General features: G+C 70.7%; 18 protein-coding genes. 9 read left to right on the top strand and 9 right to left on the bottom strand.

The window, feature by feature from the left end; all coding sequences use genetic code 11:
- Positions 1-47: 47 nt before the first annotated feature.
- Together tuf and OG507_RS06110 are read right to left on the bottom strand one after the other, a co-directional pair.
- A complete protein-coding gene (gene tuf / locus OG507_RS06105) occupies positions 48-1,217 on the bottom strand; it encodes an elongation factor Tu (protein ID WP_327366098.1) in 1,170 nt (389 codons plus the stop codon).
- A 92-nt stretch (positions 1,218-1,309) separates the two neighbouring features.
- Positions 1,310-1,453, bottom strand: a complete 144-nt coding sequence (locus OG507_RS06110; protein ID WP_327366099.1) for a hypothetical protein — start codon at positions 1,451-1,453, stop codon at positions 1,310-1,312.
- Positions 1,454-1,660: 207 nt separating this feature from the next.
- On the opposite strand from OG507_RS06110, the gene OG507_RS06115 reads away from it, so the two are divergent.
- The 3 genes from OG507_RS06115 (at position 1,661) to OG507_RS06125 (ending at position 3,917) form a co-directional block, all read left to right on the top strand.
- Positions 1,661-2,386 (top strand): TVP38/TMEM64 family protein, encoded by a 726-nt coding sequence (locus tag OG507_RS06115; RefSeq protein WP_327366100.1) that lies wholly within the window; start codon positions 1,661-1,663, stop codon positions 2,384-2,386.
- A 212-nt stretch (positions 2,387-2,598) separates the two neighbouring features.
- Positions 2,599-3,471: an undecaprenyl-diphosphate phosphatase gene (locus tag OG507_RS06120; RefSeq protein WP_327366101.1), complete on the top strand. Its 873-nt coding sequence runs from the start codon at positions 2,599-2,601 to the stop codon at positions 3,469-3,471.
- 221 nt (positions 3,472-3,692) lie between these two features.
- Positions 3,693-3,917 (top strand): hypothetical protein, encoded by a 225-nt coding sequence (locus OG507_RS06125; protein WP_327366102.1) that lies wholly within the window; start codon positions 3,693-3,695, stop codon positions 3,915-3,917.
- 122 nt (positions 3,918-4,039) lie between these two features.
- Here the strand turns inward: OG507_RS06125 and OG507_RS06130 are convergent, their stop codons facing one another.
- Entirely contained in the window at positions 4,040-4,555 is a 516-nt protein-coding gene (locus tag OG507_RS06130) for a GNAT family N-acetyltransferase (protein WP_327366103.1), read from the bottom strand.
- 65 nt (positions 4,556-4,620) lie between these two features.
- On the opposite strand from OG507_RS06130, the gene OG507_RS06135 reads away from it, so the two are divergent.
- A complete protein-coding gene (locus tag OG507_RS06135) occupies positions 4,621-5,220 on the top strand; it encodes a TetR/AcrR family transcriptional regulator (protein ID WP_327366104.1) in 600 nt (199 codons plus the stop codon).
- Between the two features lie 96 nt (positions 5,221-5,316).
- Positions 5,317-5,985: a hypothetical protein gene (locus tag OG507_RS06140; protein ID WP_327366105.1), complete on the top strand. Its 669-nt coding sequence runs from the start codon at positions 5,317-5,319 to the stop codon at positions 5,983-5,985.
- Between the two features lie 63 nt (positions 5,986-6,048).
- Here the strand turns inward: OG507_RS06140 and OG507_RS06145 are convergent, their stop codons facing one another.
- The 3 genes from OG507_RS06145 to OG507_RS06155 form a co-directional block, all read right to left on the bottom strand.
- A complete protein-coding gene (locus tag OG507_RS06145) occupies positions 6,049-6,303 on the bottom strand; it encodes a LapA family protein (RefSeq protein WP_327366106.1) in 255 nt (84 codons plus the stop codon).
- 92 nt (positions 6,304-6,395) lie between these two features.
- On the bottom strand, positions 6,396-6,665 hold the full coding sequence (locus OG507_RS06150; RefSeq protein WP_327366107.1) for a hypothetical protein: 270 nt from the start codon (positions 6,663-6,665) through the stop codon (positions 6,396-6,398).
- Between the two features lie 55 nt (positions 6,666-6,720).
- Positions 6,721-6,855: a hypothetical protein gene (locus tag OG507_RS06155; protein ID WP_327366108.1), complete on the bottom strand. Its 135-nt coding sequence runs from the start codon at positions 6,853-6,855 to the stop codon at positions 6,721-6,723.
- A 319-nt stretch (positions 6,856-7,174) separates the two neighbouring features.
- On the opposite strand from OG507_RS06155, the gene OG507_RS06160 reads away from it, so the two are divergent.
- The 3 genes from OG507_RS06160 to lnt all read left to right on the top strand — a co-directional run bounded on the left by OG507_RS06160 (position 7,175) and on the right by lnt (position 10,340).
- Complete coding sequence (locus OG507_RS06160; RefSeq protein ID WP_327371880.1) at positions 7,175-8,044, top strand: universal stress protein; 870 nt, start codon at positions 7,175-7,177, stop codon at positions 8,042-8,044.
- Positions 8,045-8,113: 69 nt separating this feature from the next.
- Positions 8,114-8,611, top strand: coding sequence for a nuclear transport factor 2 family protein (locus tag OG507_RS06165; protein ID WP_327366109.1), 498 nt, complete (start codon positions 8,114-8,116; stop codon positions 8,609-8,611).
- A gap of 97 nt (positions 8,612-8,708) precedes the next feature.
- On the top strand, positions 8,709-10,340 hold the full coding sequence (gene lnt, locus OG507_RS06170) for an apolipoprotein N-acyltransferase (protein WP_327366110.1): 1,632 nt from the start codon (positions 8,709-8,711) through the stop codon (positions 10,338-10,340).
- A gap of 19 nt (positions 10,341-10,359) precedes the next feature.
- Here the strand turns inward: lnt and OG507_RS06175 are convergent, their stop codons facing one another.
- The 3 genes from OG507_RS06175 to OG507_RS06185 all read right to left on the bottom strand — a co-directional run bounded on the left by OG507_RS06175 (position 10,360) and on the right by OG507_RS06185 (position 12,943).
- Complete coding sequence (locus tag OG507_RS06175; protein WP_327366111.1) at positions 10,360-10,707, bottom strand: hypothetical protein; 348 nt, start codon at positions 10,705-10,707, stop codon at positions 10,360-10,362.
- A 79-nt stretch (positions 10,708-10,786) separates the two neighbouring features.
- Positions 10,787-11,686, bottom strand: a complete 900-nt coding sequence (locus OG507_RS06180; RefSeq protein WP_327366112.1) for a Gfo/Idh/MocA family protein — start codon at positions 11,684-11,686, stop codon at positions 10,787-10,789.
- A gap of 45 nt (positions 11,687-11,731) precedes the next feature.
- Positions 11,732-12,943, bottom strand: coding sequence for an FAD-dependent monooxygenase (locus tag OG507_RS06185; RefSeq protein WP_327366114.1), 1,212 nt, complete (start codon positions 12,941-12,943; stop codon positions 11,732-11,734).
- A 76-nt stretch (positions 12,944-13,019) separates the two neighbouring features.
- On the opposite strand from OG507_RS06185, the gene OG507_RS06190 reads away from it, so the two are divergent.
- Positions 13,020-13,637 carry a TetR/AcrR family transcriptional regulator gene (locus OG507_RS06190; protein WP_327366115.1) on the top strand — a complete coding sequence of 206 codons (618 nt, stop codon included), beginning with the start codon at positions 13,020-13,022 and terminating at the stop codon, positions 13,635-13,637.
- Positions 13,638-13,678: the final 41 nt, after the last annotated feature.

Below are 13,678 nucleotides of genomic sequence, written 5' to 3' on the forward strand. Positions count from 1 at the left end.
CCCGCCTTCCGGGGGATACGGAAGGCGGGCCCTTGGTACGACACCGCTCAGAGCAGCCCCGTGACGGTGCCCGCGCCGACGGTGCGGCCGCCCTCGCGGATCGCGAAGCCGAGTCCGGTCTCCAGCGGGACGTCACGGCCCAGCTCGACGGTCAGGTCGACCGTCTCACCGGGGCGCGCCACCGCCACCGCGCCGAGGTCGACGTCGCCGACGACGTCCGCGGTGCGGATGTAGAACTGCGGCCGGTAGCCGGTGGTCACCGGGGTGGTCCGGCCGCCCTCCCGCGCCGACAGGACGTACACCTGCGCGGTGAAGCGGCGGCTGGGCGTCACGCTGCCGGGCGCCGCTACCACATGGCCTCGGCGCACCCGGTCGCGCTCCACCCCACGCAGCAGCAGCGCCACGTTGTCCCCGGCCTCCGCGGACTCCATCGGCTTCCCGAAGGTCTCCAGACCGATGACGACCGTCTCGATGTCCGGGCCGAGCACCGACACCCGGTCCCCGACCCGCACGGTGCCGCGCTCGACGGCTCCGGTGACGACGGTGCCCCGGCCGGTGATGGTCAGGACGTTCTCCACCGACAGAAGGAACGGCGCGTCGGTGTAGCGGACCGGCATCGGCACATAGGTGTCGACGGCGTCCAGCAGCGCCTCGACGGCCGCGGTCCAGCGCGGGTCGCCCTCCAGGGCCTTGAGGCCCGACACCCGTACGACGGGGACGGAGTCGCCGCCGTAGCCGTGCGCGGAGAGCAGCTCGCGGACCTCCAGCTCGACCAGGTCGATCAACTCGGGGTCGCCCGCGTCCGCCTTGTTGAGGGCGACCACGATGTGGTCGACACCCACCTGACGGGCCAGCAGGACGTGCTCGGCGGTCTGCGGCATGATCCCGTCGAGCGCGGAGACGACGAGGATCGCGCCGTCGAGCTGGGCGGCGCCGGTGACCATGTTCTTGATGTAGTCGGCGTGGCCCGGCATGTCGACGTGCGCGTAGTGACGGGTGTCGGTCTCGTACTCGACGTGCGCGATGTTGATGGTGATGCCGCGCCGGCTCTCCTCCGGCGCCCGGTCGATCCGGTCGAACGGGACGAACGTGCCGGTTCCGCGGTCGCCGAGGACCTTGGTGATGGCGGCGGTCAGGGTGGTCTTGCCGTGGTCGACGTGGCCCATGGTGCCGATGTTGAGGTGCGGCTTGGTGCGCACGTATGCCGTCTTGGGCATGGCTCATTCCTTGGAATTCGAAGCTGAGAGAGAAGACCCCAGGGCCCCGCCGACCCTCCCCTTACGGGGTCCGCCGGACTGTCGGGGGAGGGTCAGCTTCGGGCGCCGCCGATGGGCGCCGCGGCAGCGGTCGGCGCTGCCGCTGCGACAAGTGCCGCTGCGGTGACGGGGTCCACGGCAGCCTTCGGCGCGTCCGCGACTGCGGACTGCGCTGCGAGGAAGGCGTACCGGAACATGGGTCCGATCATGGCCGACGGGCGGGGCCGCGTCGAATGGTTTTCCGGGGGGGCACGAGACGGGACGGTCAGGAGGGTTGGGATTCCGGCTCCACGTCGGAGGTGCCCCGGTCCGCGGGATGCCGGGAGCGCGGGGCGATGTCGGCGGTCCGGCCCGTGCCGAGCACATTACGGCGATCACACACGGGCGTCGGTTAGTCTCCCCGCATGCTCGACCCCGCCACCGCCACCGCCACAGCCACCCGGCCCGCCGACGGCCTCGCCGTGCGCTGTACGAGGGTGCTGCTCTCGCCCTGGTCCCGCCTCTCGCTGCTCGTGGCGGTGCTGCTGGCCGCCGCGGCGGCGATGCTGCTCCTCGAACCCCAACGGCTGCTCGCCACCGGCTGGCCCGCCCAGCTCAGCGGTGGCCCGGTCGCTGTCGCGCTGTTCGGTGTCGCGTACGGCGTGTGCACGGTGGCCTTCGTGCCGCGGCCGCTGCTCAATCTCGCCGCCGGTGCGCTCTTCGGTTCGCAGACCGGGCTGGCCGCCGCGCTGGTGGGCACGGTGCTCGGCGCGGGCATCTCGTTCGGGCTGGGCAGGGTGCTAGGCCAGGACGCGCTCCGTACGCTGCTGCGCGGGCGCTGGCTCAAGGCGGCGGACGGCCAGCTGAGCCGGCACGGTTTCCGCTCGATGCTGGCGCTGCGGCTGTTCCCCGGTGTGCCGTTCGCGGCGGCCAACTACTGCGCGGCCGTATCGCGCATGGGGTATCCGCCGTTCCTGGTGGCCACCGGGCTCGGCTCGGTCCCGAACACCGCCGCTTACGTCGTCGCGGGCAGCGAGGCCTCGTCACCGACGTCGCCCGCGTTCCTGGCCGCGATGGGCTTCATCGTGCTGACGGGGCTCGGTGCGGCCGTCGTCGCCTGGCGCAGACGCCACCGCCTCGCCGCCGAGTGACCGGGGGCGCGTGGGAGCGGGCAGCGGGGCCGTGAGCGGACGCGGGGGTACACGTAACGCTGTTCATCTGAGAGCGATACGCTGCCCGCGACCGACCGAAGATCTCCGGGCCCGGCACGGCCCTGCCCTCATTTGACCGCACTGCGCACGCTGCCGACGACCCTGGCTGTCGTCGGCCGATGCACGATCACCTCCGGGATGGCCAAAGCCCCATGAGCTGGTTCGAATCGTTCGTCCTGGGCCTCGTTCAGGGACTGACCGAGTTCCTGCCGATCTCCTCCAGCGCGCATCTGCGGCTCACCGCAGCGTTCGCCGGCTGGCACGACCCGGGTGCGGCGTTCACCGCCATCACTCAGATCGGCACGGAGACGGCGGTCATCATCTACTTCCGCAAGGACATCGCCCGGATCATCTCGGCCTGGTTCTGTTCGCTGACCAACCGGTCGATGCGCAGCGACCACGACGCCCAGATGGGCTGGCTGGTCATCGTCGGCTCCATCCCCATCGGCGTGCTCGGCGTGACGTTCAAGGACCAGATCGAGGGGCCCTTCCGCGATCTGCGGCTGATCGCCACCACCCTGGTCGTCATGGGCATCGTCCTCGGCATCGCCGACCGCCTCGCCGCCCGCGACGAGGCGGGCGGCAGGCACCGGGCCGCCAAGGAGCGCAAGACACTCAAGGAACTCGGCGTCAAGGACGGCCTGATCTTCGGTTTCTGCCAGGCGCTGGCCCTGATCCCGGGCGTCTCCCGCTCCGGCGCCACCATCAGCGGCGGTCTGCTGATGGGCTACACCCGCGAGGCTGCGGCCCGTTACTCGTTCCTGCTCGCGATCCCGGCCGTGCTCGCCTCGGGTGTCTTCGAGCTGAAGGACGCGGGTGAGGGACATGTGTCGTGGGGGCCGACGATCTTCGCGACGTTCATCGCGTTCGGTGTGGGCTATGCCGTCATCGCCTGGTTCATGAAGTTCATCACGACCAAGAGCTTCATGCCGTTCGTCATCTACCGAGTGCTTCTCGGACTGCTGCTGTTCGCGCTGGTGTCCGCGGGAGTCCTCAGCCCGCACGCGGGCGAGTCGGCGGGCTAGAAGGCGTCCGGGTCCACTTCTGGTGCCCGGTCCCGTCGGCGCCCGGGCACCATCGACGGCGATCCGGATCAGGTGAATGCTGTGGCTTGGGCAGCGGTCGGTTCGGGCAGTCCCTGACGTCACCGGTCTTGATCCTGTTGAAGGAGAACCGTAGGGGCTCGGGCTCCCACCCTGGGACGGAACCAGATGCGCCCGGCGTCACCCCGGGCCACCCTGGAGTCATGGCGACACCACCGATCACCATCCACGCGCCCACGCCGTCCGGTGCTCGACCCGTGAGCGTGCACTTCAACAATCGCGACGAGAGGCTCGGACTCGCGCACAGCGATCACGACCTCATCGTGTTCCTCGCCGATGCCGGGCTGAAGGACCCGGAGCGCATCCTCGACAACCCCGCCGTGGTCCAGTGGCAGGGCACCGAGGCGCATCAGTACAAGGCCGCCTGACTCACGGCGGGCAGGAGCAGCCGAGCGGGCGCAGACCGCGGACATGAGCGCCCGGGTGGCCGCTCCGGGCCGCCGACGGCCGGAGCCCGCTGGGCAGTCCGGAACGGGACCGCCGCGGTGCGTCAGCTGTTGGCTGCCTGCGTTGTCGCCGCGTTCCGGAGGGGAAGTTCCCAGGTCTGACCGACGAGGTCGACTCCGAAGCTGTGGTGAGGCTTCTCGTCGACGATGGTGAAGCCGGCGCGCTGATAGATGCGGATTGCGGCTTCGAGGACGGAGTTCGTCCACAGGGTGAGGGTCTTGTATCCGGCTTCGCGGGCGAACGCGACGCAGGCGTCGACGAGCAGGGTGCCGACGCCGACGCCCCGCGCGCTGGGGGCGACCAGGAGAATCCGGAGCTTGGCGATCCCGTCTCCGGCGTCGACGCAGAGCACGCAGCCGGCCCGCTCGCCGTCCACCTCGGCGATCCACGCGGCCTCACGGCCGGGATCATGGTGCTCGGCGTAGTCGGCGACGATCCGCGCCACCAGCGCCTCGTACTCCGCACTCCATCCGAACTGCCCGGAGTAGACCTCGCCGTTGGCGGCGATCATCCACCCCAGGTCACCCGGGCGGTCAGCGGGGCGGACGCGAACATTCATGGGCGGGGCTCCTTGGCGATACCGTTCACTGAAACAGTCGTTCCAGTTGAGGTTAGTATCGGGGCATGACGAGTAGCAAGCGGCGGTCCACCGGGCGCGAGGAGGAGCTGATCGAGGCGGCGTACCGGCACGTGGCGGAGCGGGGCATCTCGCGGTTGTCGCTGCGGCCGCTCGCAGAATCGATCGGTTCGAGCCCCGGCGTGCTGATCTTCCTGTTCGGAAGCAAGGACGGCGTGATCCGCGCGATCCTCGCCAGGGCGCGACGCGACGAACTCGCGATGCTGGCGCAGCTGCGCGAAAACGCGCGGGACGCCACGCTCATCGATGTGGCCCGCGCGCTCTGGGCTTGGCTGTCGGCCCCCGGGCACAGACCGGTGCTTCGCCTCTGGGTCGAGAGCTACGGTCAGTCGCTGGTCGATACCGAAGGGCCGTGGGCCGGCTTCGCTCAGGCCACGGTGAACGACTGGCTCGGCATCCTCAGCGACCTGCCCACCGATGTGCAGCCCGAAGCCGTGGACGCTCCGGCCCGCTGCAGCGCCGTGCTCGCCGCACTGCGCGGCTGCCTCATCGATCTCCTCGCGACCGGCGACGAAGAACGAATCGAGCAGACCGTCGAGCTTCTGTTCACCCGTATCGACAGCCCTGCAAGTGATCGGCCGCGGTGATGTGCGGGCGCCGGCGGAAGTCACAGTCACAACTCCGTCACTTCCGGAGCATGTACCTCACCCGGACCCAAGAGGCCCGGCTACGGTCATCACTTCATGAACCGCCCCTGGGGGGACAACTTGCACACCCGCACTCTCTCTGCCGCGCTCGCCTGCCTGGCCGCCGTTGCTCTGGTGGGCTGCGACCCGGCCAGCACGAGCAAGCAGCCCACCACTCCCTCACCCACTGCGACTGCCGAAGCCTCGGACACGGCACGGCCCGCGAAGGACGACAAGCCCGGTGAGCGGAAAAAAGAGGTCGCGAACTTCGTCGGCATGGGCCTGCAATCCGCTCAGGACAAGGCGCAGGCCGACGGCTTCTATCGTCTGAGGTCCCACGACAGTGCCGGCCGTGACCGTATGCAGGCCCTCGACCGGCACTGGAAGGTCTGCTTCCAGAACTACGCGCCGGGAAAGAGCATTCCGGTCGACACCGAACTCGACTTCGGTGCGGTCAAGCTCGAAGAGAACTGCCCCGCGAAGGATCAGAAGGAGCCGGAGGTCGAGGGCGGCAGAATGCCGAACCTGGCCGGCAAGTCCGTGAAGGCGGCCCGCGGCGCCCTCGACTCGAGTACCTCGATCACGGTGACCGACGCGACCGGTGACCGCATGGTGCTGCTGGAGAGCAACTGGCAGGTCTGCACGCAGAACCCCGCCCCAGGGGTGGCGCTCACCGGCCAACCGGTCGAATTCACTGCGGTCAAGTACGACGAGACCTGCCCCTAGGCACGCGGGAGCGCGCCCCCTTCCGCCGCGGCGACCGGCGGAAGGGGGCGCGCTCCCGCCGACTCAGCGCTTCGCCCGGCGGTGGGCCAGGAACCCGCCCACGACCAGCCCGACCAGCAGGGTCACGGTCAGTACCGTCCAGAGCGGCAGGGTGACGGTGGGAACCCACAGCCGGACGCCGACCGATTCGGTGTTCGCCGCGATGAACCAGATCACGACACCGGTCAGCAACACGATCCCGATGGTGCGTATCCGTACGTTCCTGCCCTTGACGAAGAGCGTGGGCGGGGCATGCGGTGGAGACGTCTTCTGTGCCATGGTTCCAGTATTGGGCGGTTCAGGCGATTAGTCCTGACAGAGCCGATCAGTCCTGCCGGGGCTGATGAGTTCGTGGTGCGGCCGCGACCACGTCAGGGCGTGTCGCCCCGCCAGTCCCACAGGTCCCCATCGCCGCCCCTGGGCCCGTACTCCGCCCGGCCGCCCGGGCCGAACCGCCCGATTTCCGTGTTCAGCGCCGCGCCCTCGCGCAGTGCCGCCCCTGTCCAGCCGGTCACATCGAGGAGCAGCCCGTCGAGCGGGCCGCCCACCAACTCCCGGTAGGAGCGACCGGGCTGGGGTCCCGGGTCGGGATCGTCATGGTCGGCTCCGTACACGCGCCGCTGCCGCATCAGCTCGTCCATGGGGGCAGGATCGCACCCGCCACTGACAATCGCAGGGCCGCCGGAAGCCTCACAGTCACCAGCGGCGCGTCAGGTGCCTCTCGATGCCCGCGATCGTCTGCGCGTTGGACTCGAAGACGAGTCCCCGTATTCCGGCCGCTTCAGCCGCGGTGGTGTCAGCCGCGAAATCGTCGATGAGGAGACAGTCCACGGGCCGCACCCCCAGCCGGGCACACGTCACTTCGAACGCGGCCGCTTCGGACTCGCAGACGCCGATCGAATGCCTCTGTCCGCACGGGGTCCATCCCGGTCCGCCGCAACCCGTGCGCTGACCGGGGCATGGGTACGGGTACGCCCCCTGGCGCCGTCACCGTACCGCGTCCGGCCGTAGCGTTACGTGGCAGGGCGCGGCCCGGCACACTGGACGGGATCTCCCGGATCTTCCGGGTAGATGGGGCCGAAAGTCCCTGCCGCAGGACGTGTCCGCGTACCAGCCTGGAACATGTACCGCCGGAACCTGGAGGGAAATGATGACCACCACCGAGCTTCCCGTGATCGCCGCCGTCGACGGCTCCTCGCACAGCCGCGAGGCGCTCGACTGGGCCGCCCGCGAAGCCGCCCGACGGGGGCTACCGCTGGTGATCGTGCACGCCCGGACGCCGAACCGGCGCATCGGCCAGGAGACGCAGCGGCGCGAGGCGGAGGAGTTGCTCACCCATTCCGTACGAAGGGTGTCGGGAATCGCTCCGGATCTGCACCCGACGACGCTCGCACCGCTGGACTTCCCTTCGGCTGCGCTCACCACGCTCAGCGGTGACGCCTCGCTGGTGGTCGTCGGCTCGCGCGGGCTGGGCGGCTTCAGGTCCCTGATGCTCGGATCCAACAGTCTGGCGATCGCCTCCATGGCCAAATGCCCCGTGGTCGTCATCCACGGCGGGCCGTCGGACGGGGACGAAGGGGAGGGGGAGACCGCGGAGGCCTTCCCGGACATCGTCGCGGGCGTGGCCGCCGACGAGAGCAGTGAGGCGGTGCTGGAATTCGCCTTCGCCACGACCGCTTCCCGGCCCGGTGCGCGGCTGCGGATCGTGCACGGCTGGACGATGTTCTCCTCGATGCTGTCCGGCGGCCCCGTCTTCGACCGGGACGCGGCGGCAGGCGCGGCCGCACGGACCCTCGCCGAAGTCACTGCCGGCTGGCGGGAGAAGTATCCGCAGGTCGAGGTCGTCAAGGAGCCGGTCGCCGGCTCTGCCTCACGCACCCTGGTAACGGCCTCGGCGACCGCGGCGCTGACCGTGATCGGGCGGCGCAAGGGCGGCGAGTCCCTCGGCCTCGGGCTCTCCCCCGTCGCACAGACCACGCTCACGCATGCGCTGGGCCCGGTGGCCGTGGTGCCCTGCTGACAGGCGGTGCAGGCCCGTCGTGCGTGCGCACCCCTTGGCCTGGCACGCCGACGGGCAGACACTGAGCCGATGACGCAGCGCGTGGATCTCTCGACGGTGATGGACCGGCTCTCCATCGATGCAGTGATCACCGGCTATGCGAGGGCGGTGGACGACGGCGAATGGGCGGACTACCAGGCCCTGTTCGCCGCGGACGGGCGCGCCGACTACCGCGGCGCGGGCGGAATCGAAGGACCTGCCGCCGAGGTCGCCGAGTGGCTCGCGGAGACCATGCGGCTCTTCCCCGTACGCCAGCATCTGATCGTCAACCGACTGCTCGATCTCCAGGACCTGGGCGGCTACCCGGGCGACCGCGCCGAGGTCCGGGCCGACTATCTCAACCCGATGCGCCTGGAGGGCGCGGCAAACAATGAGAACAGCGCCGAAGGACGGGCCACCGCACCCAACTTCGTCTCCGGCGGGCGGTACGCCTTCACACTGTCGCGCACGGGAAACGGCTGGCGCATCCGAACCGTCACCGTCCACGAGAAGTGGCGCGGCGCGGCGGACTCGCTGAGCGCACGCTGACTCCGCCACCGGTGCTTTCGCTCTACCGCTCCGGGGAAGAACTGCGGAACGCGGGACCACGGGGGACACTGCGATCAGCAGGACGAGGAGGCGCGGCATGCGGATTCCGGCCGGTCGGCGCAAGCAGTGGGAGCGGTTGCCGCGGTCCGGCCGGTGGCGCGGCTGCCTCGCGCTGCTCGCCGGTGCGCTGCCCGCGCTCGCGTTCCCGGCCCCTTCGCTGTGGTGGCTCGCCTATGTGGCTCTGGTGCCGTGGCTGCTGCTGATCCGGTCCGCCGGTACGGGGGGCCGGGCGGCGCTGGACGGCTGGCTCGGCGGGATCGGCTATCTGCTGGCCGTGCATCACTGGCTGATGCCGAGTCTCCATGTGTTCATCGTGATCCTGGCGGCCCTGCTCGGTCTGCTGTGGGCGCCGTGGGGGCTGCTGGTCTTCCGGATGCTGCGTGGGCCGGTTTCCGGCGCAGCCGCCGCGGCCGCGGTCGTCGTGGTGCCGTGCGGCTGGCTGATGATCGAGCTGGCCCGCTCCTGGGACGGGCTCGGCGGTCCCTGGGGGCTGCTCGGCGCGAGTCAGTGGGAGGTGGCTCCGGCACTCCGTGTTGCATCCGTCGGCGGGATGTGGCTGGTGAGTCTTCTGGTGGTCGCGGTGAACACCGCCGTCACGCTGCTGTTCGTGGCCGCCGCCGCCCGTACGGCCGCCGTCGTCGGCCTCGTGGTGTGCGCCCTGGCCGTGGGGGCGATGGCGCAGTGGGCACCACGGCCCGAGCGGTCCGGCGTGGCCAGGATCGCCGTTGTGCAGCCGGGGGTGGTCGCGGGTCCCCACAGCGTCGAGCGCCGGCTCGCCGTCAGTGAGCGGCTGACCGGCTCGCTGGCGGGGCGCGGCCTCGATCTGGTGGTGTGGGGCGAGAGCAGCGTCGGTGTCGATCTCTCCCGGCATCCGGAGATCACCGCCCGGATCGCGGCCCTTTCGCGTCGGGTGGGCGCGGATGTGCTGGTCAATATGGACGCCCGGCAGACGGACGGATCGGGGCGGGCGGGGATCTTCAAGTCCGCTGTGCTGGTGGGTCCGGACGGGCTGACCGGGCAGCGTTACGACAAGATGCGGCTGGTGCCGTTCGGCGAGTACATCCCGGCCCGTTCGGTGCTCGGCTGGGCCACGTCCCTGGGCAAGGCGGCGGGCGAGGACCGGCTGCGGGGCTCCCGGCAGGTGACGATGTCGATTCCTGGAGCCGACGGAGGCGGGGGATTGCGCATCGGGCCGCTGATCTGCTTCGAGTCCGCGTTCCCCGACATGAGCCGGAATCTGACCCGGGACGGTGCACAAGTGCTGGTCGACCAGTCGTCGACCTCGACGTTCCAGCACAGCTGGGCACCTGCGCAGCACGCCTCGCTCGGGGCGCTGCGGGCCGCCGAGAACGGACGCCCGATGGTGCATGCGACGCTCACCGGGGTCAGTGCGGTGTACGGCCCGCTGGGCGAGCGGATCGGTGCCCCGCTCGGTACGGATACGAGCGCGGCCGCCGTGTTCGACGTACCGCTGGCGTCCGGCACGACGCTGTATGTGCGGCTGGGCGACTGGGCGGTGCACGGGGCGGGCGCGGTACTGATCGTGTTCTGCGCGTTCGAAGGGGTGCGGTCGCTCAGGAGGCGTGAGCGGGTCGGTCCGTCCGGTGCCGGTGGCGGGGCCCCGGCGGCTCCCTCGCACGGCGAGCCGGCCGGTCGCCCCGGGCCCTGAACCCGCAAGGCCGGTCGGACTATCCGGGGCCGTTCACGGAGACGATGTGGCCCTGGGCGTCGACGGTGAGCGAGACCCGTTCGACCTTGTTGGTGACGGCCAGCACCAGCCAGACGGCGCCCCAGAGGAAGCAGGTGAACACCATCAGTAGGGCGTGCAGCACGTGGTTCAGCGGCCGGCCCCGGACCATGACGACCTGGGTCTCGGATCGTGACTCAACCCGCCAGCCGCTCGCGATCCGCTGATTGACCGCCCAGTCGAGAATCAGCCCGCGCTGCATCGCGTCGGGCGGCCGCCCGTCGGCCGAGTAGTAGCCGGGCGGCGGCTGGAGTGCTCCCCAGCCCTTTGGCTCGTCGTGGGGCCTCACCAGGTCACCTCCACGGGCCGATGGTCCATCTCCCCAGCCTGCCCCGGAGCACGGCCCGACGCATCCCGGCCGACGGGGCCTAGGCGCAGTCCAGGTCGCGCAGGATGCGCTCGCACAGCTCGTGCGTCCGCAGGGCGTCGTGGGCGCTCAGCACCTTTCCGGCCCGTACGGCGTCCAGGAAGGACAGCACGCTCTGTTCGATGCCGCGCTGACGGGCCACCGGCACCCAGTCGCCGCGCCGCCGTACGGTCGGCTGTCCCTTGTGGTCGATCACCTCGGCGAGGTTGACGACCTCGCGCTTGGAGTCCTGACCCGAGATCTCCAGCCGTTCCTCGGTCGAGCCGCTGAGCCGGTTCATCGCGCCGATGGCGGTGAATCCGTCACCGGCCAACTGCAGCACGACATGGTGCATCAGACCGTCACGGATCCTGGCCTGTACGACGGTGTGCTCGATCGGCCCCGGAACCAGGAAGCGCAGGGTGTCGACGACATGGATGAAGTCGTCGAGCACCATGGTGCGCGGATCCTCGGGCAGACCGACCCGGTTCTTCTGCATGAGGATCAGCTCGCGCGGATGCTCGGCGCACTGCGCGTAGCCGGGCGCGACCCTGCGGTTGAAACCGATGGCGAGGCTCACCGCACGCTCTTCGGCAAGGCTCACCAGCCGCTCGGAATCGGCGAGTTGATAGGCCAGCGGCTTGTCGACGTATGTGGCGACGCCCGCTTCCAGCAGCCGGCCCACGATCTGTGGGTGTACGGCGGTGGGCGCGTGGACGAACGCGGCGTCCAGGCCCTGGGCAAGCAGCGATTCGAGGTCGGCGTGGCGCTGTCCGGACGGGATCCGATGGGTCTCGGCGACCGCGGTCAGGGTGGCGGGGGTACGGGTCTGCAGATGCAGTTCGACCCCGGGCAGGGTTGTCAGAACCGGCAGATACGCCTTCTGCGCGATGTCGCCGAGCCCGATGCAGCCGACCTTCACAGGGGTCTCCCTCTCGCTGATCCGCACCGGCCGGTGCGGTGTCCACTACCGCGGTGGCCTGTGGGTGTCCTTCGTCCGGGCAGCATACGTGTGCTGCGGCGGGCGCCAGTCGGCGATGCCGTCGAAGGTGCGCAGGACGAGCGTGGGCCCGAGCCGCGAGGCGGTGGACATCAGGACGTCGCGCAGCGCCACGGCCGGGGCGCTGGTCAGGCGCATCAGCCGGGCGGCCTGTGCGGCTTTGCGGACGATGGCCGATGTGCGGGGCAGCCGGTCGGCGGTGTACGCCGCCAGGCCGGCGCCCAGGTCCCCGCCCGGCGTCACATGATGGGTGAGCACTATCGCGTCCTCGACCGCCTGGTTGCCGCCCTGGCCGAGGCTGGGTGCCATGGCGTGGGCGGAGTCGCCGACGAGTACGGTGCGGCCGCGGTGGAAGGACGGCAGGGGATCGATCAGCTGGTGGACGTCGTTGCGGAGCACCTGGCCGGGCTCGGCGGCGGCGATGATCGAGGGGATCGGGTCGTGCCAACTCCCGAACCGGCGCAGCAGTTCCGCCTTCTCGCCGTCGGCGGCATGGGCTCCGGCGGGGGCGACGGCCGCTCCGTAGGCATAGATCCGGCCGTCCTTGAGCGGCTGGGTGCCCCAGAGGGCGCCACGCCCCCAGGTCTCGTGCGGGACGAAAGGCCGCTCGGTCGCGGGGACGACGATGCGCCAGGTGGTGAATCCGGCGTACGTGGGTCCGGGGTGGGCCGGGAAGAGTGCGCCGCGTACGCCCGAGTTGATGCCGTCGGCACCGACGACGAGGTCGGCCTCGATGTCCCCGGCCGCCGTCCGGACCACGGCCCGCGCGCCGTCCACCGTGCCCGGGTCCAGGAGCTCCGCGGCGGCATCGGTACGCACGGCCGAGCCGGGCAGCCGGGCCACGAGTCGGTCGACGAAGTCGGCCCGGTGCAGCAGGACGATCGGTCCGCCGAACCGCTCCGTCGCGGCGGCGCTGTCCATACGGGAGAGCCAGCGGCCGCCGGGGTTGCGCATGCCGCCCGCGCCCTGCCAGGCGGCGAGGGACCTGATCTCGTCGCCGAGGCCGATGACATCCAGGGCGCGGTGGGCGTTGGGGGCCAGGGCGATTGCGGCGCCGACGGGTTCCAGGGAGGCCGCGCGCTCCAGCACGGTGACCTGCCAGCCGCAGCCGTGCAGGGCCACCGCCGCGGTGAGGCCTCCGATTCCGCTGCCGATGACGACGACATGGGGTTGTTCCATCACTCCTCCTGGAAACTACAGTTGTAGTGAGAGCTTCACCGTACTACAGCTGTAGTTGAGACGGTAGGTTGGCCCCATGGCCACACGCACCACCGGCACCGCCCGGGCCGATCTCATTACCGATGCCGCCCTCGCGCTCCTCGTCGAACGCGGGATGCGCGGCCTGACCCACCGCGCGGTGGACGAGCGCGCCGGACTCCCCCAGGGCTCGACGTCCAATTACGCACGCACCCGGCAGTCCCTGCTGGAGGCGACGGTGCGACGACTGGCGGAGCGCGAGGCACGGGTGCTAGCCCCCGGGGAACTGCCGGTTCCGGGCGCCGGAGAGACGGCCGGCCCGCAAGCGCTGGTCGCCGCTCTCGCGCTCGCCCTGCACCGGTATCTCACCCGCCACCCCGAACTGCTCATCTGCCGCTACGAGCTGGCCCTTGAGGCGACCCGCCGCCCGGAGCTGCGGGAGTTCTTCGACGCGACGGGCCGGCAGTTCCGCCAACCGTTGATGACGCTGATGACGGCGGCCGGTTCGGCCGAGCCCGAGCGGCACACCCTGTCCCTGGTGGCCTGGTGCGAGGGGCTGATGTTCTCGTGCGCCGCGGGCTCGTTCCACCGCTCCGTACCGACCGAGGAGGAACTGCGCACCGGCTTCGCCGAACTGCTGCGCGGGATGCTGGGACCGCAGTGGGCGCTGCGCTGACCGGGGTCACTCGTGCGGGCCAATCCCGGCTTCCCGGCTTA

This window comes from Streptomyces sp. NBC_01217 (assembly GCF_035994185.1).
In the GTDB taxonomy this organism is placed as follows: domain Bacteria; phylum Actinomycetota; class Actinomycetes; order Streptomycetales; family Streptomycetaceae; genus Streptomyces.